Source organism: Promicromonospora sukumoe, assembly GCF_014137995.1.
In the GTDB taxonomy this organism is placed as follows: Bacteria; Actinomycetota; Actinomycetes; order Actinomycetales; family Cellulomonadaceae; genus Promicromonospora; species Promicromonospora sukumoe.
On record NZ_JACGWV010000001.1, the window covers coordinates 2,732,267 to 2,754,667 of the forward strand.

The following is a 22,401-nucleotide window of genomic DNA, read 5'->3' on the forward strand; positions in this document are numbered from 1 at the left end:
CGTCGACCTCGGCGTCCTCAGCCGTCGCCGTCGAACAGACCGCCGTCGAGCAGCCAGTTGTAGCGCAGGCGCAGCGCGCGCTCGGTGCTCGCGACGAGGGTAGCGACCAGGATCCCGATGTTGAGCGCGGCCGGGAGCTGGACCGGGGACGTGAAGGTGCCGATGCGCTCGGCGACCGGCGGGATCTGGGTGACCTCCTCCACGATCTGCGGCACGCCGAGCACCAGCCCGACCACCAGGACGACGAGCGAGACGAGGCCGATCAGGCGGCCCGCGACGGGGTGCGAGCGGTCCAGGCGGGCCCGGCGCCCCTCGGCGGAGGCGGCGTCGGGCACGAGCTGGCGTTCCGTGCCGTCGGCGGCGACGTAGTGGCAGCGCTTGAGCCCGAAGCCGCTGTGCACCACCTCGATGTCGCCGCCCGGCACCGGGAACCGGGCCGGGAGCTTGGACCGGGCCTCGAGCCGGCCGTCCAGGTAGAGGCGGGCCCAGACGGTGCCGTTGTCGTCGCCGCCGTGCCGCACGTCCACCGACCAGGTCTGCGTGCGGCCGTCCTCGGCGGGGAGGGTCAGGTGCAGCAGCGAGCGGGTGAACGGCTGCCACCAGCGGAACCGCTGAAGGGGGCTGCCGTCGCCCGGCTGGACCCGCTCGGCGGCACGTCGTCGCTTCCAGTCCGAGAACACACCGGACACCGTAGCAACGGGCCCCTGCCGAGCGCCGCGAATCTCCGGCGTCGGCGCGGCGGGTGCGCTCAGCTCTTCAGGATCTCGCCGTCGCTCTCCAGGACGATCGGCACCCCGGCGGTCTTCCAGCGCAGCGGGACCACCTCGACGGGGGTGTCGCACGCCGTCAGGATGGCCCGGGGCGTGCGCCCCAGCCGGGCCGTGTGCCCACGGCCGCGGTGGTGCCGCGCGACCATCAGGACGTCCGCGTCGGCCGCGGCCTTGATCAACACCTGGTCGGGATTGCCCACGAGCACCGAGGTCTGCACGGCGACGCCCGGGTAGACGGCGGCCCAGTCCCGCACGACCGTCTCCAGCAGCCGGGTGGCCGTAGCGACCGACTCGGCGGTGTGGGAGTCGGTCAGGCCGAGGTCGGCGGCCATGTCCGGGACCTCGACGGCGTGCACCACCCGCACGGCGGCGTGCCGACAGGACGCCAGCGAGAGCGCGCGGGTCAGCAGCTCGCCGGCGCTGGTGAACGTCTTGATCCCGACGACGATGCGGTCGTTGCCACCGTCCCGCCACCGGGCGGGGACCACCGTCACGGGCACCGCGGCCCGCGCCGCGACCTCGGCGGTCGTCGCCCGCGCGACCAGGCGCTCCGCCCCGTGCCGGGTCTCGCGGCCGAGCACCAGCAGGCCGCCGGACGCGGACGCCTCGACGAGCTGGGCCACCCGCGGCCCGAGCGCGAGCACCGGCTCGATCTGCAGCTCCGGGGCGATGGCGCTGGCGGTCGCGGCCACCCGGGTGACCGTGCCGCGGCCGGACCGTTCGAGGTAGGCGACGTCGCCTGCCTCCGCGGGCCACAGCCCGCTCTCGGGCAGGGGCGCCGGCACCACGTGCACCATGCGTATCCCGGTCCGGCGCAGCCGGGCCTCGTTGATCGCGTACCGCACGGCCCCGGCGCTCCGCTCGCTGCCGTCCACGGCGACGACGACGGGGGCGCGCAGCTGGTCGGCGGTCATGGTCAGGCCTCGCCCAGTCTGCCCTGCGGGTACGGGCGGTGGTAGGCGTGCTGGTGCGCGGAGCGCACCTCCGGCCGGGTCGGGCGCCGCTCGGCGACCTGTGCGCCCAGGGCCTTGCCCCACCCGTAGGCGCGGTCGAGCTCACCGTCCGCGAGGGGTCCGGTCACGTCGCCGACCCGGAAGCTGGCGGGCGAGGCGACCAAGGGGAAGCCCAGCCGGTCCAGCCGACGGCTCGCCGCGCGGGCGGCGGAGCCGGAGAGGCGGGAGGTCGACCGCGTGTCGAACGCCGCGGCCGCGGTCTGCGTCGTCACCCCCGGCAGCCCCCCGATCCACTCCCGGATGCCCCGGTCGTGCGAGCCGACGATCGGTGCCCGTCCGGCGGCGTCCCGGCGGGTCGAGGGCCAGGACATGCTGAAGGCGTGGGTCGGTCCGCCCACGACCAGCATGGTCACGTCCGCCGGCACGGTGCGGGGCGCCGCCCCCACCTCGACGACGTCGGCATGCATGGACCCCTCGATACCCTCCGCGATCGCCCTCGCGACCGCCTCCGTGTTGCCGTACATGGACTCGTAGACCACCAGTGCACGCATCAGCGCACCTCCTAACAGGTTCTTCTTCCACGCTCCGCGCCCGCCGGGCCGGGCGTCAGGGCCGTCCGGCCCACGTCCGCGGGACCTTTGGCCCGTGCCCGGACCTGCCGGTCCGCGAAGACTTGGTCGATGGACGTCGTCGACGCACGCATGGAACGCATCCTGCGGGCCGCCGCGAGCGCCCCGAGCGTGTTCAACACCCAGCCGTGGCAGGCGCAGGTCGAGGGCCGCACCCTGACCCTCCGCGCGGACCCGGCGCGGCAGCTGCACCACTCCGACCCGCACGGGCGGGAGATGCTGATCAGCTGCGGGGCGTTCCTGTTCAACGCCCGGACGGCCGCCCGCCGGGAGTCGCTGACCCCGTTCGTGCGGGTGCTGCCCGACCCCGCCGACGAGCTGCTGGTGGCGACGATGCGCCTGGAGCCGGGTCCAGTGCCGAACACCGACGAGCTGGAGCTGTGCGTGGCGATCGGGCGCCGCACGACGTCGCGGGTCCCGTTCGACGACCAGCCCCTGTTCACGGACGTGCTGATGGCCATCCGGCAGGCCGCGCGCGACGAGTGCGCGGACCTGCGCCCGATCCAGCCGTCCGAGCCGGTGCGTGCGAAGGTCCTGGACCTGGTGCGGCGGGCGGAGGCCCTCGCGGCGGAGGACCCGGCGGCCCGGGGCGAGGAGCTGGCCTGGACCGCGACGGACGCGGACCGGGCGGACGGCGTCCCCGCGGCCCTTCTCGGGCCGAACCCCACGAACGACGGCGCGCCGGTGCGCCGGTTCCTCAGCAGCACGGGCAGCGCGCAGTTCGAGCAGCACTCGACGATGGCGCTGCTCACGACGGCCGACGACTCCCCGCGCGACTGGGTGGTCGCGGGCCAGGCGCTCGAGCGCGTGCTGCTGGTCGCGACCGCGTACTTCGTGCACGCGTCGTTCGCGACGACGGTGCTGGAGAACCCGACGACGCGGCACGACCTGCGCCGGGTGCTGTCACTGGACGCGGCGCCGCAGATGCTCATGCGGCTGGGCTACAGCGCGCTGCCCCCGCACACCCCGCGCCTGGCCGCCGAGCAGGCCGGGATCGGGCAGGCCGGGGTGGACGGGGCGACCGTCAGGAGCGGATGAACTCCAGCAGGTCCGCGTTGATGACGTCGGCGTGCGTGGTCGGCATGCCGTGCGGGAAGCCCGGGTACGTCTTCAGCGTCCCGTTGGGCAGCAGCTCCGCCGACAGCGGGCCCGCGTCGGCGTACGGGACGATCTGGTCGTCGTCGCCGTGCATCACCAGCACCGGCACGGTGATCTTGCGCAGGTCCTCGGTGAAGTCCGTCTCGGAGAACGCCGCGATGCCGTCGTAGTGCGCCTTGGCGCCGCCCTGCATGCCCTGGCGCCACCAGTTGCGCACCAGCGGCTCGCGCGTCTCGACGCCGGGCCGGTTGAACCCGTAGAACGGGCCGGCGGGCAGCGCCGTGTAGAACTCCGAGCGGCTCGCCTTGAGCTGGGCCCGCAGGTCGTCGAAGACGCTCTTCGGCAGCCCGCCGGGGTTGGCGTCGGTCTGGAGCATGAGCGGCGGCACGGCGGCGATGATCGCGGCCTTGGCCACGCGGTCCTCGCCGTGCCGGGCGATGTAGTGGACCACCTCGCCGCCGCCGGTGGAGTGGCCCACGTGGATCGCGTCCTGCAGGTCCAGGTGCGCGGTCAGCGCGGCCAGGTCGTCGGCGTAGTGGTCCATGTCGTGGCCGTCGGCCACCTGGGTCGACCGGCCGTGCCCGCGGCGGTCGTGGGCGATGACCCGGTAGCCCTCGTGGAGGAAGAACAGCATCTGGGCGTCCCAGTCGTCCGCCGACAGGGGCCAGCCGTGGCTGAACACGATCGGCTGCCCGCTCCCCCAGTCCTTGTAATAGATCTCGACGCCGTCATCAGTGACAATCTTCGGCACGTTTCCGTCTCCGTCCGCCGTCCGAGGAGCTGCCTCGGACGAGGCGAGCCCGGTGGGGGCCAGGACCGGCCCCGCCCTCAGCCAGCATCCATCGGGGCGGCGTCACCCGCAGTCCAGGATCGGCCTGTTCGCTGAGTTTCCCGGGTGATAAACGCGCCGGCGCCGGTGGGCGCCGTCAGTCCTGGATGAGCGCCACGACGTTGCCCGCCGGGTCGGTGATCCAGCCGATCGTCGGGCCCTGGGCGGGGTCGGTGCTGCGGGCCACACCGTGTTCGTCCTGGTCGAACCCGGGATAGCGGAGCAGCTTCACGCCCGCAGCCTCGAGCTCCATGATGGCGGCGTCGATGTCCGGTACGACCAGGTTCAGCACGGTGTACGACGCCGGGGCGTGCGCCTCGCCCTTGGGGTACACGAACACCGACGCGCCCCCGCTCAGCTCGATCTCGAGACCGCCCATGTCGTTGGTGCGCACGGGCAGGCCGAGGGTGTCCCGGTAGAAGCGCAGCGCGGGGTCGAGGTCGTCGACGGAGAAGCCGCTGAAGGTGCGGAGCGTGGTGACCATGGTGAGTTCCTTTTCCTCGGTGCTGTCCTACGGCTGACGCCGGTACGGCGTGGAACTCATCGGTGATCCGGTAGCCTCCGTGCCGTGCCCGTGATCTCCCTCCTCCGCTCGGCCGTCAGCGGCCCTCGGCGAGGCCTGATCGGGGCGCTGGCGATCCTCACCGTGATCGTCGGCGTGGTCACGATGCACTCGATGAGCGGGTCCCCGACCTCGCACGGGCACGCCGTGCCGCACGAGACCGCCGGGGTCGCGGTGGCGCAGGTCTCGACGGCGCAGGCCGACGCCGGGCACACCGGCACCGCGCCGGCCGCCGCCCACGTCCTGCTCCCGGCCCCCGTCTCGGACGACCACGCGGCCGACGAGGGCTCCTGCTGCGACGGGTGCGGCGGGCACGACGCCGCCATGGCGATGTGCCTCATGATCCTCGTCGCGCTCCTCGCCCTGGTCGCGCCCGCGCGGCGGCTCCTGTGGCGGGCCCCGCTGGCGCTCGCGATGTCCCTGACACCGGCGCTCGCCGTCGTCCGCGACCTCGCCGCGCCCAGCCTGCACGACCTCTGCATCTCCCGGACGTAGACCCGGGCCCCGGCGCGCACCGCGCGCCGGCCCGACGAGCACGCCGCGCCCCAGCGCGGTCGTGCCGGTGAGTGCTGTCCCGAGACGAAGCAGAGGAAAGACCCATGAAGCTCAAGCGCACCCTCATGTCCGCGTTCGCCCTGGCCGGGGCCCTGGCCCTGGCCGCCTGCTCGGGTTCCGGGGAACCCGAGCAGCACGCCGGGCACAACGACGCGGACGTCATGTTCGCGCAGATGATGATCCCGCACCACGAGCAGGCGGTGGAGATGGCCGACGTCGTCCTGGCGCGGCCCGACGCCGACCCGCGGGTCGCCGAGCTGGCCACGCAGATCAAGGCGGCGCAGGCCCCCGAGATCGAGGAGCTGGACGGCTGGCTCGACACGTGGGGCGCCGAGCGCACCGCGGAGCACGACGGCCATGCCGGGATGGACGGGATGATGTCCGAGGCGGACCTCGAGGCGCTCGGCGCCGCGGCCGGCGCGGAGGCGGACCGCCTGTTCCTGGAGCAGATGGTGGCGCACCACGAGGGCGCCGTGGAGATGGCGCAGGCCGAGGTCGAGTCCGGCGAGGACGCGGGCGCGGTCGAGATGGCGCAGACCATCGTCGACACGCAGGCGGCCGAGATCGAGACGATGGAAGAGCTCCTCGCCTCGATGTGACCGACCGGTGGTGCGCCGGCCTCCGCGCCGGCGCACCACCCCCTTCCGAAGGAGCGCGCACATGCGCAGAACGTTCGCCGCCCTGGTCATCACGCTGTTCAGCACCCTGGTGCTGGCCCTGTGCTGCGCGCCGCCGGCCGCCGCGCACACCCGCCTGGAGTCGTCGGCACCCGCCGCCGGGTCCACCTCGACGGCCCCGGTCACCGAGGTCAGGCTGCGGTTCACGCTGCCCGTGAGCCTGCTCGGCGACGGCGTGGTGGTCGAGGGGCCCGACGGCGCCGTCCCGGCCGACGTCGCCCCCGCCCAGGACGGCCTCGTGCTGGTCGCGACGCCGGCCGAGGCGCTGGCCCCCGGCCGGTACACCGTCACCTGGACCGCCGCTGCCCAGGACGGCCACCCGCTGGAGGGCACCTTCGGCTTCCGCGTGGCGGGCACGGGCGGGCAGGCCGACGACGAACCAACCGGCGACGAGCCCTCCGGCGAGTCTGACGCCGATACGGGCACCGGCCACGACATGTCCGGCATGGACCACGACATGGGCCACGACGCGGCCGCGATGGACACCCCCGCGGCCCGCGCGGCGACCGCCGTCACCCGGCTGGGCAGCGCCGCCGCCCTCTGGGGCGGGCTGGTCGCCGCCGGTGGGCTGGTGTTCGCGGGCGTGGTGCTGCGCGGGCGGGACGAGGCGGACGTGCCGATCGTGCTGCGGCTGGTCCGGTGGTCGGGCGTGCTGCTGCTCGGCGGACTCCTCGTGCGGGTCCTGGCGGGCGCGGTGCTCGTGGCGCACGGCGACCTCGCCGCGGCCGTCTCGCCGTCCGCGATCGGCGACTCGCTGACCGGCACGACGCGCTGGGACGTGGGGCTGCAGGCCGCCGGCGGGGTCGCGATCGCCGTCGGCGCCTGGCGCACCCTGCCCGGCTCGTGGGCGGCGGGGCTCGGCGCCGCGCTGGCCGGGGCCGGGCAGGTGCTGGGCGGCCACAGCAACACCGTCGAGCCGCGCTGGCTCGTGGTGACGGCGGACGTGGCGCACCTGGCGTCGGCCGCCACCTGGGTGGGCGGCGTCGTCGCGCTGGCGTACCTGCTGCGGATGCGGCGCAGGGAGGGGCGCGACCTCGACGCCGCCCTGCTGGGCGCCCGGTTCTCCGTGGTCGCCGCGGCGTCCGTCGCGGTCGTCGGCGTGGGCGGGGTGCTGCTCGCGGCCGGCATCCTGGACCGCCCGGCCCAGCTCTGGGAGAGCACCTGGGGGCTGCTCCTGCTCGCCAAGACCGGAGTGGTCGTGGTGGTCGCGGCCATCGGCACGCACAACCACCTCCGCGTCGTGCCCAGGCTCACGGCCCGACGCCGCGCGGTGGTGCGGCACGCCGGCCGGTCCCGTGCCGCGGGCGGTGAGCTGCGGCGCAGCACCGGCCGCGAGACCGCCCTGATGGTGGTGGTCGTGCTGCTCACCGCCTGGCTCGTGGCGGCGTCCACCCAGCCGAACGGGTGATCTCGCCCGGCGCCCGTATCAGCCCGGCCGCCGGCCCCTTCCGCACCAGTAGGAGCTCTCGCAGCGGGAGAGCGGCGGAAGAGGCGATGCTGCCATGTCCACGAACATCCCCTGGGCCGTGCGGACGGGCCCGCGCGGGCCCGTCCCCGTCTACGTGCTCCAGCTCGACCGGCGGGGCACCCTGACCTCGCCGGAGTCCCTCGCGGCGCTGGTCGCGGACGCGCGCGACGCCACCGACGTCGTCGTGATCTCCCACGGCTGGAACAACGACTGGCAGGCCGCCACCTCGCGGTACACCGACTTCTTCGACCACGTCGACGCCGTGCTGGGCGCGCGCCCGCCGGACCACCCGTTCCGGCCCGTCTACGTGGGCCTCTTCTGGCCCAGCGCCGCCCTGGTCCTACCGTGGGAGCGCGGCCCGGACATCGCGGGCGGCAGCGCGGACGGCGGCGGCGACGGCCTCGCCGGCGAGCTGGCCGCCGAGCTCGACGTGCTGGGCGACGACCTCGGCCCGGAGCTGGACGCCGAGCTGCGCGCCGCGCTGACCGGCCCCGTGGACGGCGCGGACCGGACCGACCTGGTCGCCGAGATCCTCGCGCACCTGCCCGCCTCAGACCCGGACGAGACCGGCGCGCCCGACCCCGGCCTGGACGGGCCCGCGCTGCGCGCCGTCTGGACCGACACGCTCGCGCGGGCCGAGCCGGCCCCGGCCCGTCCCGGCGGCATCATCCCCGACGACGACGGGGCGACGGCTCGTCCCCAGGTGGCGGGGTTCGACCCGCTGGAGCTGATCCGCTCCGGCATCCGCCTGGCCACGGTGCGCCAGATGAAGGACCGCGCCGGACGCGTCGGGGCCACCGGCGTCGCCGCCGTCCTGCGCAGGCTCGCGGACGAGACCCCGGCCCGCCTCCACCTGGTCGGCCACTCGTACGGCGGCCGGGTCGTCATGTCCGCCGTCTGCGCCGGCCCCGGGCCGAGCCGCCCCGTCGACTCGGTGCTGCTGCTCCAGCCGGCGCTGTCCGCCTGGGCGTTCGCGGCCGACGTCGACGGCCGGCCCGGCGGCTACCGCCCGGCCTTCGACCGCGTCCGCGGCCCGGTCGTCACGACCTGGTCCGCGCACGACCTGCCGCTCACGCGTGTGTTCCACCTCGCCCTGCGCCGGCGCGCCGACCTCGGCGAGGCCGAGATCGCCGGGCGCCCGCCGTCGCGCTTCGCCGCGCTCGGCGGCTTCGGCCCGCAGGGCGTGGGCGCGGAGGCGCTCGCCATCGACCGGATGCCCGACGTCGGCCAGCACTACCCGATCGGCGAGCACGCCGTCGACGGCAGGTACGAGGTGATCGGGGTCGACGGCACGTGGTGCATCCCGGGGCACGGCGACGTCCAGTCCGACCAGACCGCCTGGGCGCTGCTGAGCCAGGTCCACGCAGCCGCGCACGCCGACGGATGACAAGCGAACGAATGACCCGCGAACCGAGGAGGAGAGCCGCCGATGGCGAAGACCCTGCGGTCGGAGATCGACCTGCCGACGCTGCGCATCAGCGTGGACCTGGCCACGTCGGAGGCCGTGTTCGCGGTGGTCCGCGGCCGGGACCGGCCCACGGAGGCGGCCCGCTGCGCCCTGCGTGACCTGGGCCTGCCGCGCAGCACCACCGGTCACGTGGACGACCGGGCGCTGACCGTCCCGCCGGACGTCGTGGCCCGGGTGTCGCGCGCCGTCGCGGACGTCGGAGAGTCGCCGCTGCCCCCGCACAACGCGCTGTGGCTTGAGTTCCCGGTCCCCCGCGGCCTGGTGCACGTGCTCCCCTGGGAGCGGCTGCTCGTCGCGCTGGGCCGGCCCCTGTTCCGGCTGCCGTTCCACCCCGTGCGCCCGCAGAAGCCGGGTCTGCAGCTCGACGTCGCGATCTGCTCCAGCTCGCCCTTCCCCGCGGTCCGGTTCGACCCGGCGCGGGTGGTCGCCGAGCTCGCGCACCGGTACCTCGACAACCCCGGCCGGCACGTCACGGTGCACCTGTTCACCGACGCCGGCCGGTACGCCGCGACGTGCGAAGCGGTCCGGCCGCTGCTGGGCCACGGCGACGTCGTCGTGCACGTGCCGCCGGAGCCGGACGTCACGGCCCGGCGCGCGCTCGGACCGCACCCGACCGCCAACCCGTGGCTGACCTGGATCCTGGACGCGATGCGGGGCGGCCGGCTCGACGTCGTGCACTTCGCGGCGCACGGCTACCTGTCCGACGGACGGGGCGCGCTGGCCCTGGCCGGGTCGCCGGCGCTCGACGGCGGCCCCGCCAGGTTCGTCGAGTCGGCCGAGCTGATCGAGCTCCTCGCGCGCGTGGGCGCCGTGGGCCTGGCGCTCTCGGACCCGCCCGGCAGCGACAGCGCGGCCGGGCTGCGCGACCTCGCCGACCACGTCGCCCAGTCCCGGCCGGGCGTGGCCGCGGTGCACGACATCGAGGCCGACCCCGAGGCCGAGCAGCTCGGCCGGAGCCTGCACACTGTGCTCGCGCCGTCGGGCCCGCTGACGGCGCCCCTGCCGGCGATGACCGCCTGGGTGCACCCGCTGTTCGTCGAGGTCACCGGCGGCCCCGAGGCGCCCGCCGAGCCCATGACCTCGGACCTGCGCCGCCTCACCGACGGGCTGATGCTCCGCAAGGACGGCCGGTCGGCGTTCCTGCAGGAGGCGACGCGCAAGGCCGCCGTCGAGGTGGACGGCGACTCGTGGGTCGCCTCGGCGTCGCGCAGCATCGAGCAGCTCCAGATGAGCTGGCTGCCCTACGCCGTCGACACCCCCGTCGACAAGGCCGCCGTCGACGCGCTGAGCAACGTCTCCTCGCTGCTGGAGGAGCACGTGCACCGCGCGTACCCGGAGCCCGAGGAGCCCCCGCCGGCGCAGGAAGGTCCGTCATGAGCCGCGTCGTCTTCCAGCTCTCCGCCTTCGGCGAGGAGGGCGCCACCACCCCGCTGGTGCGGCTGGTCGAGCCCGTCGACGACCTCGCCCTGGACCGGACCTTCGACTGCCCGGACGACGCAGGGACCGACGCCGCCGCCGTCAACGCCCGCGAGGGCGACCGGCTGTACCGGGCCCTGGCCGCGCACGAGCAGCTCGGCGACCAGCTCGCCGTGGCCCTGCACAGCGCGGACCGGCGGTTCCCCGTCTACGCGGAGATCCTGCCGCGCAGCGGCGCGGACGCGCTGCCGTGGGAGACCCTCCGCTTCCCCGGCGACGGGCCCTACCTGGCGCTGGAGGACAAGTACGCGCTGGCCCGCGTGGTCCGCACGACGGCGCCCCGGGTGCCGCTGTACCAGCTCGAGCCGCCGCTGAAGATCCTGGCGGTCCTGTCGTGCCTGGGGCTGGGGGCGGCCGCCGAGCTGCGCGAGCTCCGGGCCGCCGCGCTCGACGCCGGACCCGGCATGGCGCGCCTCCTGGTCGTCCTCAGCGAGGAGGAGCTCGCGACCGGGCTGCAGGCGGAGATCGACGCCGGGACCGCCCCGGAGGTCGCCGGGGTGCACCTGGTGCCGCCCGACCACCACGAGCTGGTCAAGCTGGTGAACGACTTCAAGCCGCACGTGCTGCACCTGTTCTGCCACGGCTCCACGGTGCCCGTGCCGCACGTGCGGCTGGCGCTCAAGCAGGACTGGGCCGCCGCGGACCCCGGGATCGGCCTGGCCCTGGAGAAGGAGCAGTTCGCGAAGTTCACGTGGGACACGGACGGCGGGCCCTGGCTCGTGGTCCTCAACTGCTGCGAGGGCGCCGCCTCGTCGGGGGACGGGGCGACGTCCCTCGCTCGTGACCTGGTCACCAAGGGGGTGGCGCCGGCCGCCGTCGGCATGCGCGAGCCGATCCGGAGCGCGGTCGCGAGCACGCTGACGCAGGGCCTGTACGGCGCCCTGCTGGGCGAGCTGGCCGCCCGGAGCAAGGCGGGCGCGACGCTGTCCGCGCCGCTGGACTGGGCGGCCCTGACCGTGGCGGCGCGCAACCGGCTGGTCTCCGGGCTCGGCGCCGGGATGACGCCCGCCGAGGCCAGGGACCAGAGCCGGGAGTGGACCCTGCCCGCCCTCTACCTGCGCTGGGAGGACTTCCAGCTCCAGCTCGTCGCCCCGCGCGACCCGGGCGGCGCGCCCCGGACCGACCCGGAGCAGGCACGGGCCTGGCGCCTGGAGGTCGCGGCGCTGCAGAGCCTGCTCGCCGCGCTGCCGCCCGGCCAGGGCGAGGCCTTCCGCGTGGGCGCCGCCGCCCGGATCGCGGAGCTGGCCGCGCTGCTCGGCGTCACGCCCGAGGCCCTGGACGAGGCGCCGTGACCGCCGTCCCGGCCCAGGCCCCCGCCGTCGGCACCGGCTTCGAGGTGAGCAGCGACGCCTGGTCGGGCGCGGCGCCCGTCGCGGGGCGGTTCGTCGCGGACGTGCGGCCCTGGCTCACGCACGAGTTCACGGTCGCCGAGCGGACGGCGCGGCCCGCGCCCGCAGATCCCTGGGACTGGCGGCACCCCGACGTCGGCTGGGGGCTGGTGGCCCGGGAGCCCGACGGCGCCTCCCGGGACGACCTCGTGGCGCTCACCGACCTGCCCGCGGACATCCGCCGGCTCGTGGCGGCGCGTAACGGCCGGGTGTTCCGCTACCGGCCCGCCAGCGGGTACGCGCTGTGGACCCTGACCGACTACGCGGGCGACGCGCAGCCCTTCGTCCCGGCCGCGCCGGCGGGCGCCGACGCCGGCGAGCTGCCGGCCTTCCTGCTCATCTACGGCGGCCCCGCGCAGGTGCCGTGGCGGGTGCAGTACATCCTCAACCCGGTGCGGTACGTGGGCCGCCTCGACCTGGACGGCGACGGGCTGACCCGTTACGTCGACGCCCTGCTCGGCGAGTGGCAGGACTCCGCGGCGCAGTGGTCGCGGCCCGTCGTCTGGGCCGTGGACCACGCGACGGGCGAGATCACCACGCTCATGCGCGATGTCGTCGCCGCGCCGCTCGACGCCGACCTGCGCGCGGACGCCGAGCTGTCGCCGACGTTCGTCGACGGGCGGGCCGCGCCCGCCACGGTCGCCGCGCTGACCGAGGCGCTGGCCGAGGCCCGCCCCGCCGTCGTCGTCACGACGAGCCACGGCCAGACCGGGCCGCTCGGCGACCCGGAGCGCCTGCGCGCGGACCTCGGCAAGCCCGTCGACCACGACCACACGCTGCTCGACCCCGAGGCCCTGCTGAGCACCTGGCAGCCGGACGGCGCCGTCTGGTTCGCGCAGGCCTGCTGCTCCGCCGGGGCGGACAGCCCCTCGGCGTACGCCGGGCTGTTCGACGGCGACCTGGCGCGCACCTTCGACGGCGTCGCGACCCTGGGCGCCGTCACCTCGCCCCTGCCCCGGGCGCTGCTCGGGGCGCAGAAGCCGCTGCGCGCGTTCGTCGGGCACGTCGAGCCCACGTTCAACTGGACCCTGGCCTTCCCGCCCAACGCGCAGCCGCTGACCGCCCAGCTCCGCGAGGCGCTGTACGCGCGGCTGTTCCTGGGCCGGCCGGTCGGGTACGCGATGGAGCCGTACTACCGGCCCGTCGGCGCGCTGCTCCAGGGCTTCCAGCTCGCCGAGCAGGAGTTCCAGACCACGTTCGGGGAACGGGCGAAGCCTGCCCTCGACCTGATGGTCTACAGCCGGGTCACGGCCCACGACCGGGCCAGCACGGTGATCCTGGGCGACCCGACGGTCGCGATCCCCCTGCCGCCAGCGGCCGGGAACGGAGCTCAGACCCGGAACTCCACCCACAGCGGGTAGTGGTCGCTGAGCCGCCACGACACCTGGGTCTTGCTGAGGTCGCGCAGGGCGTGCGGCAGGAAGTCGAAGCCGCCGCCCCGACCCGTGTACGTGAGCCCGTCCAGGAGGGACGGCGCGCCGGGCCGCGCGGCGTCGCTGAACCACGCGATCTGGTCGTAGTGGTGGCGGTCCGGGTCGTCGTCGAAGATCGTGCGCGGCACCCCGTTCAGCTCCGCGGGCGGCCACAGGCCCGTCGAGACGAAGGCCTCGAACAGCAGGTCGTCGAGCCGGTCGAGGTTGAAGTCGCCCAGTACCAGGAGGTTGCGATTCCAGTCGTCCGGGCGGTCGGCCCAGCCCCGCATCCACGTGGCGAAGGCGGTCAGCTCGCCGACCCGGTCGGCGGGCGCCTCGCCCCACAGCACGTGCACGGTGGTCAGGATCAGCTCGGTCGCGGCGCGCACGAAGCCCGCGGCGTACGGGGTGCGGGCGAACTGCTCGACGTCGCCCCGCGCACCCGCGGGCAGCACCAGCTCGCCGACCAGCCCGGACGGCTGCACCCGCTCGGCGTCGTACACGAACGCGAGGCGCTCGCCGTTGCCGGGCCCGCCCTCGGTGACGTCGGACGCGATCACCCGGTACCGCGGGCCCAGCAGGCTCAGGAGCGCGAACAGTGCCGTGGTGTCGCGCCGGGTCTCCTGGACGGCCGTGACGTCGAACCGCGCGACCACCTCGGCGATGCAGGCGAGCGCGTGCCAGTCGCGCCGGGGGGTGTCGTGCTGCGTGGACCGCCACTTGTACGTGAGGCCGCCGAACGCGCGCAGGTTCCACGTGCCGACCAGCAGGTTGTCGGCCGCCTTGGCGGGGAGCTGGTCCGCGAGCGCGGCGCGCACCCGCTCGACGTCGTCGGTCACGGCGCCGGGGACAGGACCGGGCGGCGGGGCGATGGTCGTGGTCATGGCACGTCACCTGCACAGCGGATCGGGAGCTACCGATACCTGGGAAGAGGATCACCAGGACTCGGTTGATACCGCCACGCACGGCTGAAACAGGTCATATCACAACCACGCTTTCATGCTTCCGCATCCAGGAGTGAGACTGCTGTCAGCCGGCGACCGCCGGGCAACGTGTGCGCAGGGGGCAGGTTCGCGTGACGTCCATGAGTGCCATCTGTATCGACGAGCTGGTAGCCGTACCCGACGCCGGGGGTGTGCCCGCCGTGCAGCCGGAGTGCGGGTCGACCCGAGCGGCGATCCCCGGCTACCTCGACCGCCGCCTCGACGCGCGCCGCAAGCGCCGCTTCGAGGCGCACATCGACCGGTGCGCCGGGTGCATCCGTGCGTTCATCGACGTGCGCCAGGTCGGCTGGGCGCAGCGGGGCGCGAGCCGCCCGCAGCGGGGCGTCCGCCGCTGGCCGTGACGTCCGTGGCTTCCGTGACTTCACGGGCGGCGCGCGCCGCGCGGGCGGCGAGGCCGGCGAACGCGGCGCGCAGGTCCGGCGGGCCGACGACCTCGACGTCGGCGTCGAACCGGGCCAGGTCGGCGGCCAGGGCCGCCCAGGACCACGCCCCGGTGCGCAGCCGGGTGCGGCCGGCGCCGAACTCCTCGGCGATCCCGTCGCCGGCGAACGGCGCGACCCGGGCGAGGGGCACGTCCAGGATCACCTCGCCGGTGCACGGCCAGGGGTCGGCGGGCGCGGCGTCGGCGCCGGGGTCGGCGCCCCGGAACCGGGCCGCCAGGAACGCGCCGACGTCGCCGCCCGGCACCTCCCGGGGCGTGAACCGCGGGCCGTTCGGCACGCGGAGCGTCATCCGGTCCACCCGGTAGGTGCGCCACTCCCCCGCCTCCGGCGCCCAGCCGACGACGTACCAGCGCCGCGCGCGGACCACGAGGTGGTGCGGCTGAACCCGCCGGGGCGGCCGCGGCCCCGTGTCAGGCTGCCCGGGCGTCGCGTAGTCGAACCGCACCTCCTCGCGCGCGCGGACGGCTGCGCTCAGCGCGAGCAGCACGTCGGTGTCGACCTGGGCGCCGCTGCCACCCGGCCCGGTCTCCGCCGCGGCGACCTCCAGGGCGTCGACCCGCTGCCGCAGCCGGGAGGGCAGCACCTGGCGCACGGTCGTCAGGGCGCGGGCGGCGGCCTCCTCGATGCCCGCCCCCGTCACGACGGCGAGCCGCAGCGCCACGGTGAGCGCGACGGCCTGCTCGTCGTCGAACAGCAGGGGCGGCAGGTCGCTGCCCGCCTCCAGCCGGTACCCGCCGTCGGGCCCGCGGGACGTCCGCACGGGGTAGCCGAGCTCGCGCAGGCGGTCGACGTCGCGGCGCACCGTGCGGTCGGTGACGCCGAGCCGGCGCGCGAGCTGTTCGGCGGGCCAGTCGCGCCGGACCTGGAGCAGCGAGAGCAGGGACAGCAGGCGGGCGGACGTGGTCGCGGCGTCGGCGGTGGGCATGCCTCCCACGATGGCACGAGTACCGGACGTTCCCTGTCCGGTACGCCCGGCAGAGTGACGGGTGTCGCCGGAAACCTCCGGCGGCGACCCCACCCGCGAAGGACCACCACACCATGTCGATCAACACCGTCGCCCACCTGAACTTCCGCGGCCAGGCCCGCGCGGCCCTGGAGTTCTACCAGTCGGTCTTCGGCGGGCAGCTCCTCGTGACCACCTACGGCGACTTCGGCATGCCGGCCGGGCTGCCCGACGCCGGCAAGGTCGTCTTCGGCCACGTCGTGGCCGACAACGGCTTCCGGGTCATGGCCTACGACGTGCCCGGCGCCGAGCCGCTCCCCGCGGCCGACGCACCGACCACCCGCCGGGAGAACGGCACGACCATCACCTCGGAGCCGTTCTTCCTGTCCGTGCGCGGCGAGACCGTCGAGGAGGTCGGCGCCCTCTGGGCGGCGCTGGCGGACGGCGCCACCGTCGTCGAGCCGTTCGGCCCGGCGCAGTGGGCGCCCGCGTTCGGGATGCTCACCGACCGCTTCGGCGTCACCTGGGTGCTCGACGTCGCTGCCGAGTACGTCCCTGCCTGACGTCGCCGGCGCGGCCCGGGCTCCGCGAGAACGCGGAGCCCGGGCCCGACGCACACCATCAATGCTGCGACAAGATGAACACCAGATGAACTATGAGGGAACATCGCCTGGATTTCAGTCAAAAACACAGATCACGACCAGGTTCGCCTCGCATGATCGAGGCCGTGACCGAAACGCTCCTGCTCGCGCTCGTCGTCGTGACCGCGCTCGCCTTCGACTTCACGAACGGTTTTCACGACACGGGCAACGCGATGGCCACCTCCATCGCCACGCGCGCCCTCAAGCCCAAGGCAGCCGTGGCGCTGTCCGCCGTCCTCAACCTCGTCGGCGCGTTCCTGTCGCTCGCCGTCGCCGCGACGATTGCCAAGGGCATCGTCGACGCGGAGGTGATCACCCTTCCCGTCGTGCTCGCCGGCCTGGTGGGCGGCATCGTCTGGAACCTGCTGACGTGGTTGCTCGGCATCCCGTCCAGCTCCTCGCATGCGCTGGTCGGCGGCATGGTCGGCGCCGTCCTCGCCGCCGTCGGCACGTCGGGCGTGCTGTGGACCGGCGTGGTGTCCAAGGTGCTCGTGCCCGCGCTGCTCGCCCCGCTCATCGCGATCGCCGTCGCGGGCCTCGGCACCTGGTGCGTCGCCAAGCTGACGCGCGGCGTGCCGCAGGACCTGACCAACCGCGGCTTCCGCTGGGGCCAGATCGGCTCCGCCTCGCTCGTCTCGCTCGCGCACGGCACCAACGACGCGCAGAAGTCAATGGGCATCATCCTGCTCGCGCTCATCGCGGGCGGCGCCGTGCCCGCCGACTCCGGCGTGCCGCTCTGGGTGATCCTGAGCTGCGCCATCGCCATGGCCGTCGGCACCTACCTGGGCGGCTGGCGGGTCATCCGAACGCTCGGCAAGGGCCTCGTCGAGATCGACACCCGCCAGGGCATGGCCGCCGAGACCTCCTCGGCCGCCGTCATCCTGCTGTCCAGCCACTTCGGGTTCTCGCTGTCGACGACGCACGTCGCCACCGGCTCGGTGCTCGGCTCCGGCGTCGGCATGCCGGGCGCGAAGGTGCGCTGGAGCGTCGCCGGCCGCATGTTCGTCGCCTGGGGCCTGACCCTGCCGGCCGCGGGCCTGGTCGGCGCGCTGTGCCACTGGCTGGAGTCCGCCATCGGCGGCACCGCGGGCACCCTCGCCGTCTTCGGGGTGCTGGTGGCCTCGTCGGCGGCCATCTGGATCGCGTCGCGGCGCACACCGGTCGACCACACCAACGTCAACGAGGAGTGGGACGAGGACAAGGGCGCGAACATCGAGCCCGTCGCCGCCACCACCGGCGAGGCGGGCGGCGAGCGCGTCGGCCCCGTGCCCGCCCTCGCGACGGCCTCGTCCGTCGGCCCGGCCATCGAGTCCGTGGGGACGGTCGGCGCCCCGGGCGCCGGCACCTCGCCGAAGGGAGACAACTGATGAGCGAGTTCATCGAGTGGGGCGCACTGGGCCAGGTCCTCGTGGCCGGCGTGCTCGTCGGCGCCGGCATCCCCGCGCTGTTCGCGCTGGGGCTGCGCCTGCTGGCCGGCTCCGCGCAGGACCGCGAGGACGCGGCCAGGGCGGCGCAGGCGCGGACGACGGAGGACGGCCGCCCCGTCGCCGTCGCCATCCCGCGCCCCGGTCCCGCACGGATGGCCGGAGCGGTCCTGTGCCTGGCCCTCGTCGTCGCGGCGGTCGCCACGGGGCTGTTCGTCGTCGTCTCCGGCGGGCACTGACGCCGGGCACATAGGCGACGCACAGGTTCGGCCCAGGGAGCCCCCCGGAACGGGGGGCACCCTGGAGGCATGACCACAGCACCCGCGCCCGCCGGCCGGCAGCGCCTGACCCGGTCGGACGGGTCGCCCGTCCGGGTGCTCGTCGTCGACGACGAGCCCAACCTCACCGAGCTGCTCACCTCCGCGCTGCGGCTGGAGGGCATGGACGTCACCGCCGCCCCCGACGGCGCCTCCGCGATCCGCCGGGTGCGGGAGTCGACGCCGGACATCGTCGTGCTCGACGTCATGCTCCCCGACATGGACGGGCTCACCGTGCTGCGCCGCCTGCGCGAGCACGAGGCCCGGGTGCCCGTGCTGTTCCTGACCGCGCGCGACGCCGTCGAGGACCGCGTCTCCGGGCTCACCGCCGGCGGCGACGACTACGTGACCAAGCCGTTCAGCCTGGAGGAGGTCGTGGCCCGGCTGCGCGGCCTGCTCCGGCGCCGCGGCACGGCAGGCCCGGACGAGGACGCCGTCCTCGCCGTCGGCGACCTCCGCCTCGACGAGGACGCCCACGAGGTCCGGCGCGCGGGCGAGGAGATCCACCTGACGGCGACCGAGTTCGAGCTGCTGCGCTACCTCATGCGCAACCCGCGGCGCGTGCTGTCCAAGGCGCAGATCCTCGACCGCGTCTGGAACTACGACTTCGGCGGGCAGGCGAACATCGTCGAGCTGTACGTGTCCTACCTGCGCCGCAAGATCGACCGGGGGCGCGAGCCCATGATCCACACGCTGCGCGGCGTCGGCTACGTGCTGCGGCCACCCAAGGGGACGGGCGAGACCCGTGCCTGAGATCCCCGTGCCCACCGCACCCACGCCGCCCGCGCGCGCCGCGCGCCGCCCCACCGCGCTGCGGCGGCGGCTCGTGCTCGTGCTCGCCGCGGTCGTCCTCGTGGTCACGGTGGGCCTCGGCGTCGCGTCGACGGCGGTGCTGCGCTCGCAGCTCCTGAGCCAGGCCGACCACGAGCTGGAGCAGGCGAGCCAGCGCCTCACGCAGGGCCCCCAAGTCCCCACCCTCCCCATGCCCGCGCCGGCCGGCGCCACCGGCACGGAGATCCGCTCCGCGTTCCCGCCCGGCCTGGGCCCCGGCAGCGTCGTCGTGCGCTACGTCGACGGCGAGCCCGTGCTCGCCGACCACGTCACCACGTCGCTGGAGCGGGAGGCGCTCGACGACACCCAGGTCACCGAGCTCCTCGCCGTGCCCGACGACGGCCAGGTCCACGACGTCCGGCTCACCGGCCTCGGCTCCTTTCGCGCGGTGCACACGACCACCGACGACGGTCAGCCGACGGTCGTGGCGGCCGGCACGGAGACCGTCGACGCGACCGTGCACCGCTACGTCCTGGTCGAGATCGCGCTCGGCGGCGCCGCGCTGCTCGCCGCCGTCGTCGTGGGCGCCTGGCTCGTGCGCCGCTCCCTGCGCCCGCTCGACGGCGTCACCGCCGCCGCCAGCCGCGTCTCCGAGCTGGAGCTCTCCCAGGGCGCGATCGCCACCATCCCCCGCGTGCCCGCCGACCTGACCGACGAGCGCACCGAGGTCGGCCAGGTCGGCGCCGCGCTCAACCGCATGCTGCAGAACGTCGAGGTCTCGCTCCAGGCCCGGCACGACTCCGAGACCCAGGTGCGCAGCTTCGTCGCCGACGCCAGCCACGAGCTCCGCACGCCCCTGGCCTCGATCCGCGGGTACGCCGAGCTCGTGCACCGCACCCCCGAGGACGTGCCGCCCACCACCGCGCGCTCCCTGGACCGCATCGAGTCCGAGGCCATCCGCATGACCGGCCTCGTCGAGGACCTGCTGCTCCTGGCGCGGCTCGACGCCGGACGGCAGCTCGACCGGGCACCCGTCGACCTGGCGGCGCTCGCCGTCGACGGCGTGATGGACGCGCACGCGGCCGGCCCGGACCGCACCTGGACCCTGGAGCTGCCGGACGCCGACGACGAGGCTCCCGACGGCGCGCCCGTCGTGACCGGCGACGAGGCCAGCCTGCGGCAGGTCGTGGCCAACCTGCTCGCCAACGCGCGCACCCACACCCCGCCCGGGACCAGGGTGCACGTGCGGCTCGCGTCCGACGGCGACGCCGTCGTCCTGGAGGTCACCGACGACGGCCCGGGCATCCCCGCGGCGCTGCGCCCCACGCTGTTCCGCCGGTTCACGCGCGGCGACGCGGCCCGCAACCGCAACGGCGGGTCGACCGGCCTGGGCCTGGCGATCGCCGAGGCCATCGTCACCGAGCACGGCGGCACGCTCGCCGTCCGGTCGACCACCGCGGACGAGGACGGCCCGCCCGGCACCACGTTCACCGTGCGGCTGCCGCGCGCCGTGCCGGAGGTCCGGCAGCAGGACCTCAGCCGCCCGACGGGCCAGTCGTCCGGTCGGCGAGGATCTGCCGCGTGAGCTGGTCCACGAGCTGGGTGACCTCCGGCTCGTCGCCGCCGGGCCACTCGGCCACGTAGCGCCGCAGCCGCTCCCGCTCGGCCTCCCGGATCTGCTCGGCGACCACGTCCCCGGCGGGCAGCGCCCGGACCGTGTCGCCGTCGACCGTCACGAGCCCGCGGGTCACGAGCGAGTCCGCGACGGCGCGCACGGTGCCCTCGGCGCGCCCCGCGTGCTCGGCCATGAGGGGCACCTCCCGGGTGCGCTTGAGCGAGACCCGCGTGAGCATCCACGCCTGGCCGGGCGACAGGCCGACGTCCTGCGCCACGAGGTCGTAGACCCGCAGCGGGTCGCGCCGGCCGACCCGGCGCCACAGGATCATGCGCAGCTCCTCCAGCGAGGTGCGCGACGACGGGAGCGCGAAGGTGGCGCCGGTCGCGTGCCCGGCCTCGGCGTCGCCGCCGCGCGTCGCGGTGCGCAGCTCGACCTCGGGCAGCAGCCACGTCAGCAGGAACGCGAGCGCGGCCACGGGCACCGCGCCGAGGAACACGAGGTGCAGGGAGGTGGTGTAGGCGTCCAGGAACCAGGTCTGCACGTCGGGCGGGCACTGCGCGAGCCCCTGCGTGGACGCCGTCAGCGCGGCCGGGCCGCAGACGCCCTGCGCGGCGTCGGGCACGGAGGTCGCGGCCTCGGCCGCGAGCCGGTTGGCGAAGATCGTACCGAACACCGCGACGCCCACGGACGAGCCGATGGTGCGGAAGTACGTGGTGCCCGACGTCGCCGTGCCGAGGTCGCGGTAGCTCACGGCGTTCTGGACGGCGATGACGAGCACCTGCGTGACCATGCCGAGCCCCGCGCCGAAGACGAACATGCTCAGGCCGGCCTGGAGCGTCGTCGTGCCCTGGTCCATCAGCGAGAGCAGGAAGAGGCCCACCGTGGTGACCGCCGTGCCGGCGATCGGGAAGACCTTGTAGCGCCCCGTGCGCGAGATGAGCTGCCCGGAGCCGATGGAGGTGATGAGCAGGCCGAGCATCATCGGCGTCATCTCCAGCCCGGACTCGGTGGGTGTCGAGCCCTTGACCGTCTGCAGGTAGAGCGGCAGGTAGGTGATGGCGCCGAACATCGCGAAGCCGACGGCGAACCCGATCACGGCCGAGACGGAGAACACCCGGTTGCGGAACAGGTGCAGCGGCAGCACGGGCTCGGGGGCGCGCCGCTCGACCGCGACGAACGCGACCAGCCCGCCGACCGCGAGCGCGATCATGGCGTAGACGGGGGCGGAGCTCCACTCCCAGGTGGTGCCGCCCAGGCTGGTGAGCAGCACGATCGCGGTGGAGATCGTGGCGAGCAGGATGATGCCGGCGTAGTCGATGCGGGGCCGGGCCGCCGTGGTGATGCGGGGCAGCACCGAGGCGACGACGACCAGCGCGATGATCCCGACGGGGATGTTGACGTAGAAGACCCAGCGCCAGTCGAGGTTGTCGACGAAGAACCCGCCGAGCAGCGGCCCGGCGACCGACGAGACACCGAAGACGGCGCCGAACAGGCCCTGGTACCGGCCGCGGTCCCGGGGCGGAACGACGTCGCCGATGATCGCCTGCGACAGCACCATGAGCCCGCCGCCGCCCACGCCCTGCACGGCGCGCCAGGCGATGAGCTGGCCCATGGTCTGCGACGTGCCGGACAGGATCGAGCCGACGAGGAAGATCAGGATGCAGGCGATGAACAGCGTCTTGCGCCCGAAGAGGTCACCGAGCTTGCCCCAGAGCACCGTGGTGGCGGTGCTCGCCAGCATGTAGGACGTCACGACCCAGGACAGGTGCTCCGCGCCACCCAGGTCGGAGACGATCGTGGGCAGCGCCGTGGCGACGATGGTCTGGTCCAGGGCGGCGAGCAGCATCGCGAGCATGAGCCCGCCGAAGATCGCCCAGACCCTGGCCTGCGGCAGGGTCTGCGGTTCCGCCTCTGCGCTCGGTGCGGTCATGCGATGCCTCCCGGGTCCGGTGGAC

The 22,401-nt window shown here is 74.9% G+C and carries 22 protein-coding genes; 14 read left to right on the top strand and 8 right to left on the bottom strand.

Annotation, left to right across the window (positions count from 1 at the left end; all coding sequences use genetic code 11):
• Window positions 1-17: 17 nt before the first annotated feature.
• The 3 genes from FHX71_RS12130 to FHX71_RS12140 form a co-directional block, all read right to left on the bottom strand.
• A complete protein-coding gene (locus tag FHX71_RS12130; RefSeq protein WP_182616533.1) occupies window positions 18-680 on the bottom strand; it encodes a hypothetical protein in 663 nt (220 codons plus the stop codon).
• A gap of 68 nt (window positions 681-748) precedes the next feature.
• Window positions 749-1,684 (bottom strand): universal stress protein, encoded by a 936-nt coding sequence (locus FHX71_RS12135; RefSeq protein WP_182616535.1) that lies wholly within the window; start codon window positions 1,682-1,684, stop codon window positions 749-751.
• 2 nt (window positions 1,685-1,686) lie between these two features.
• Window positions 1,687-2,274 (bottom strand): flavodoxin family protein, encoded by a 588-nt coding sequence (locus tag FHX71_RS12140; protein WP_220489665.1) that lies wholly within the window; start codon window positions 2,272-2,274, stop codon window positions 1,687-1,689.
• A gap of 129 nt (window positions 2,275-2,403) precedes the next feature.
• On the opposite strand from FHX71_RS12140, the gene FHX71_RS12145 reads away from it, so the two are divergent.
• The gene (locus FHX71_RS12145; RefSeq protein ID WP_182616538.1) at window positions 2,404-3,390 is read left to right on the top strand and encodes an Acg family FMN-binding oxidoreductase; all 987 of its coding nucleotides are present in this window, start codon (window positions 2,404-2,406) and stop codon (window positions 3,388-3,390) included.
• Here FHX71_RS12145 and FHX71_RS12150 read toward each other — a convergent pair.
• The gene (locus tag FHX71_RS12150) at window positions 3,377-4,201 is read right to left on the bottom strand and encodes an alpha/beta fold hydrolase (protein WP_182616540.1); all 825 of its coding nucleotides are present in this window, start codon (window positions 4,199-4,201) and stop codon (window positions 3,377-3,379) included. The two genes, FHX71_RS12145 and FHX71_RS12150, sit on opposite strands and share 14 nt — an antisense overlap.
• A gap of 175 nt (window positions 4,202-4,376) precedes the next feature.
• Complete coding sequence (locus tag FHX71_RS12155) at window positions 4,377-4,763, bottom strand: VOC family protein (protein WP_182616542.1); 387 nt, start codon at window positions 4,761-4,763, stop codon at window positions 4,377-4,379.
• Between the two features lie 84 nt (window positions 4,764-4,847).
• On the opposite strand from FHX71_RS12155, the gene FHX71_RS12160 reads away from it, so the two are divergent.
• From FHX71_RS12160 to FHX71_RS12190, 7 genes are all read left to right on the top strand, one after another.
• Window positions 4,848-5,336: a hypothetical protein gene (locus FHX71_RS12160; RefSeq protein ID WP_182616544.1), complete on the top strand. Its 489-nt coding sequence runs from the start codon at window positions 4,848-4,850 to the stop codon at window positions 5,334-5,336.
• Between the two features lie 104 nt (window positions 5,337-5,440).
• Window positions 5,441-5,995: a DUF305 domain-containing protein gene (locus FHX71_RS12165; RefSeq protein WP_182616546.1), complete on the top strand. Its 555-nt coding sequence runs from the start codon at window positions 5,441-5,443 to the stop codon at window positions 5,993-5,995.
• A 61-nt stretch (window positions 5,996-6,056) separates the two neighbouring features.
• Window positions 6,057-7,481 (top strand): copper resistance CopC/CopD family protein, encoded by a 1,425-nt coding sequence (locus FHX71_RS12170; protein ID WP_182616547.1) that lies wholly within the window; start codon window positions 6,057-6,059, stop codon window positions 7,479-7,481.
• Between the two features lie 94 nt (window positions 7,482-7,575).
• Window positions 7,576-8,928, top strand: a complete 1,353-nt coding sequence (locus FHX71_RS12175; RefSeq protein WP_182616549.1) for a hypothetical protein — start codon at window positions 7,576-7,578, stop codon at window positions 8,926-8,928.
• 42 nt (window positions 8,929-8,970) lie between these two features.
• Complete coding sequence (locus tag FHX71_RS12180; RefSeq protein WP_182616551.1) at window positions 8,971-10,386, top strand: hypothetical protein; 1,416 nt, start codon at window positions 8,971-8,973, stop codon at window positions 10,384-10,386.
• Entirely contained in the window at window positions 10,383-11,777 is a 1,395-nt protein-coding gene (locus FHX71_RS12185; protein WP_182616553.1) for a CHAT domain-containing protein, read from the top strand. Before FHX71_RS12180 ends, FHX71_RS12185 begins: the two co-directional genes overlap by 4 nt.
• The gene (locus FHX71_RS12190; RefSeq protein WP_182616555.1) at window positions 11,774-13,234 is read left to right on the top strand and encodes a hypothetical protein; all 1,461 of its coding nucleotides are present in this window, start codon (window positions 11,774-11,776) and stop codon (window positions 13,232-13,234) included. Before FHX71_RS12185 ends, FHX71_RS12190 begins: the two co-directional genes overlap by 4 nt.
• Here the strand turns inward: FHX71_RS12190 and FHX71_RS12195 are convergent.
• On the bottom strand, window positions 13,204-14,169 hold the full coding sequence (locus tag FHX71_RS12195) for an endonuclease/exonuclease/phosphatase family protein (protein WP_182616557.1): 966 nt from the start codon (window positions 14,167-14,169) through the stop codon (window positions 13,204-13,206). The two genes, FHX71_RS12190 and FHX71_RS12195, sit on opposite strands and share 31 nt — an antisense overlap.
• A gap of 200 nt (window positions 14,170-14,369) precedes the next feature.
• Between FHX71_RS12195 and FHX71_RS12200 the strand changes: the two genes are divergently transcribed.
• The gene (locus FHX71_RS12200; RefSeq protein WP_182616559.1) at window positions 14,370-14,630 is read left to right on the top strand and encodes a zf-HC2 domain-containing protein; all 261 of its coding nucleotides are present in this window, start codon (window positions 14,370-14,372) and stop codon (window positions 14,628-14,630) included.
• Here the strand turns inward: FHX71_RS12200 and FHX71_RS12205 are convergent.
• Window positions 14,554-15,657, bottom strand: a complete 1,104-nt coding sequence (locus FHX71_RS12205; protein ID WP_182616561.1) for a helix-turn-helix transcriptional regulator — start codon at window positions 15,655-15,657, stop codon at window positions 14,554-14,556. The two genes, FHX71_RS12200 and FHX71_RS12205, sit on opposite strands and share 77 nt — an antisense overlap.
• Before the next feature lie 113 nt (window positions 15,658-15,770).
• Here FHX71_RS12205 and FHX71_RS12210 point away from each other — a divergent pair, with 113 nt between their 5' ends.
• From FHX71_RS12210 to FHX71_RS12230, 5 genes are all read left to right on the top strand, one after another.
• Window positions 15,771-16,238: a VOC family protein gene (locus FHX71_RS12210; RefSeq protein ID WP_182616563.1), complete on the top strand. Its 468-nt coding sequence runs from the start codon at window positions 15,771-15,773 to the stop codon at window positions 16,236-16,238.
• A 152-nt stretch (window positions 16,239-16,390) separates the two neighbouring features.
• Window positions 16,391-17,683 (top strand): inorganic phosphate transporter, encoded by a 1,293-nt coding sequence (locus FHX71_RS12215; RefSeq protein ID WP_182616565.1) that lies wholly within the window; start codon window positions 16,391-16,393, stop codon window positions 17,681-17,683.
• Complete coding sequence (locus FHX71_RS12220) at window positions 17,683-17,979, top strand: hypothetical protein (protein WP_182616567.1); 297 nt, start codon at window positions 17,683-17,685, stop codon at window positions 17,977-17,979. Before FHX71_RS12215 ends, FHX71_RS12220 begins: the two co-directional genes overlap by 1 nt.
• Before the next feature lie 69 nt (window positions 17,980-18,048).
• On the top strand, window positions 18,049-18,810 hold the full coding sequence (locus tag FHX71_RS12225; RefSeq protein ID WP_182616569.1) for a response regulator transcription factor: 762 nt from the start codon (window positions 18,049-18,051) through the stop codon (window positions 18,808-18,810).
• Window positions 18,803-20,413 carry a sensor histidine kinase gene (locus FHX71_RS12230; RefSeq protein ID WP_220489666.1) on the top strand — a complete coding sequence of 537 codons (1,611 nt, stop codon included), beginning with the start codon at window positions 18,803-18,805 and terminating at the stop codon, window positions 20,411-20,413. The genes FHX71_RS12225 and FHX71_RS12230 overlap by 8 nt, the downstream gene beginning before the upstream one ends.
• Here FHX71_RS12230 and FHX71_RS12235 read toward each other — a convergent pair.
• Window positions 20,364-22,376 carry an MDR family MFS transporter gene (locus FHX71_RS12235; RefSeq protein ID WP_182616571.1) on the bottom strand — a complete coding sequence of 671 codons (2,013 nt, stop codon included), beginning with the start codon at window positions 22,374-22,376 and terminating at the stop codon, window positions 20,364-20,366. The two genes, FHX71_RS12230 and FHX71_RS12235, sit on opposite strands and share 50 nt — an antisense overlap.
• Between the last annotated feature and the right edge of the window lie 25 nt (window positions 22,377-22,401).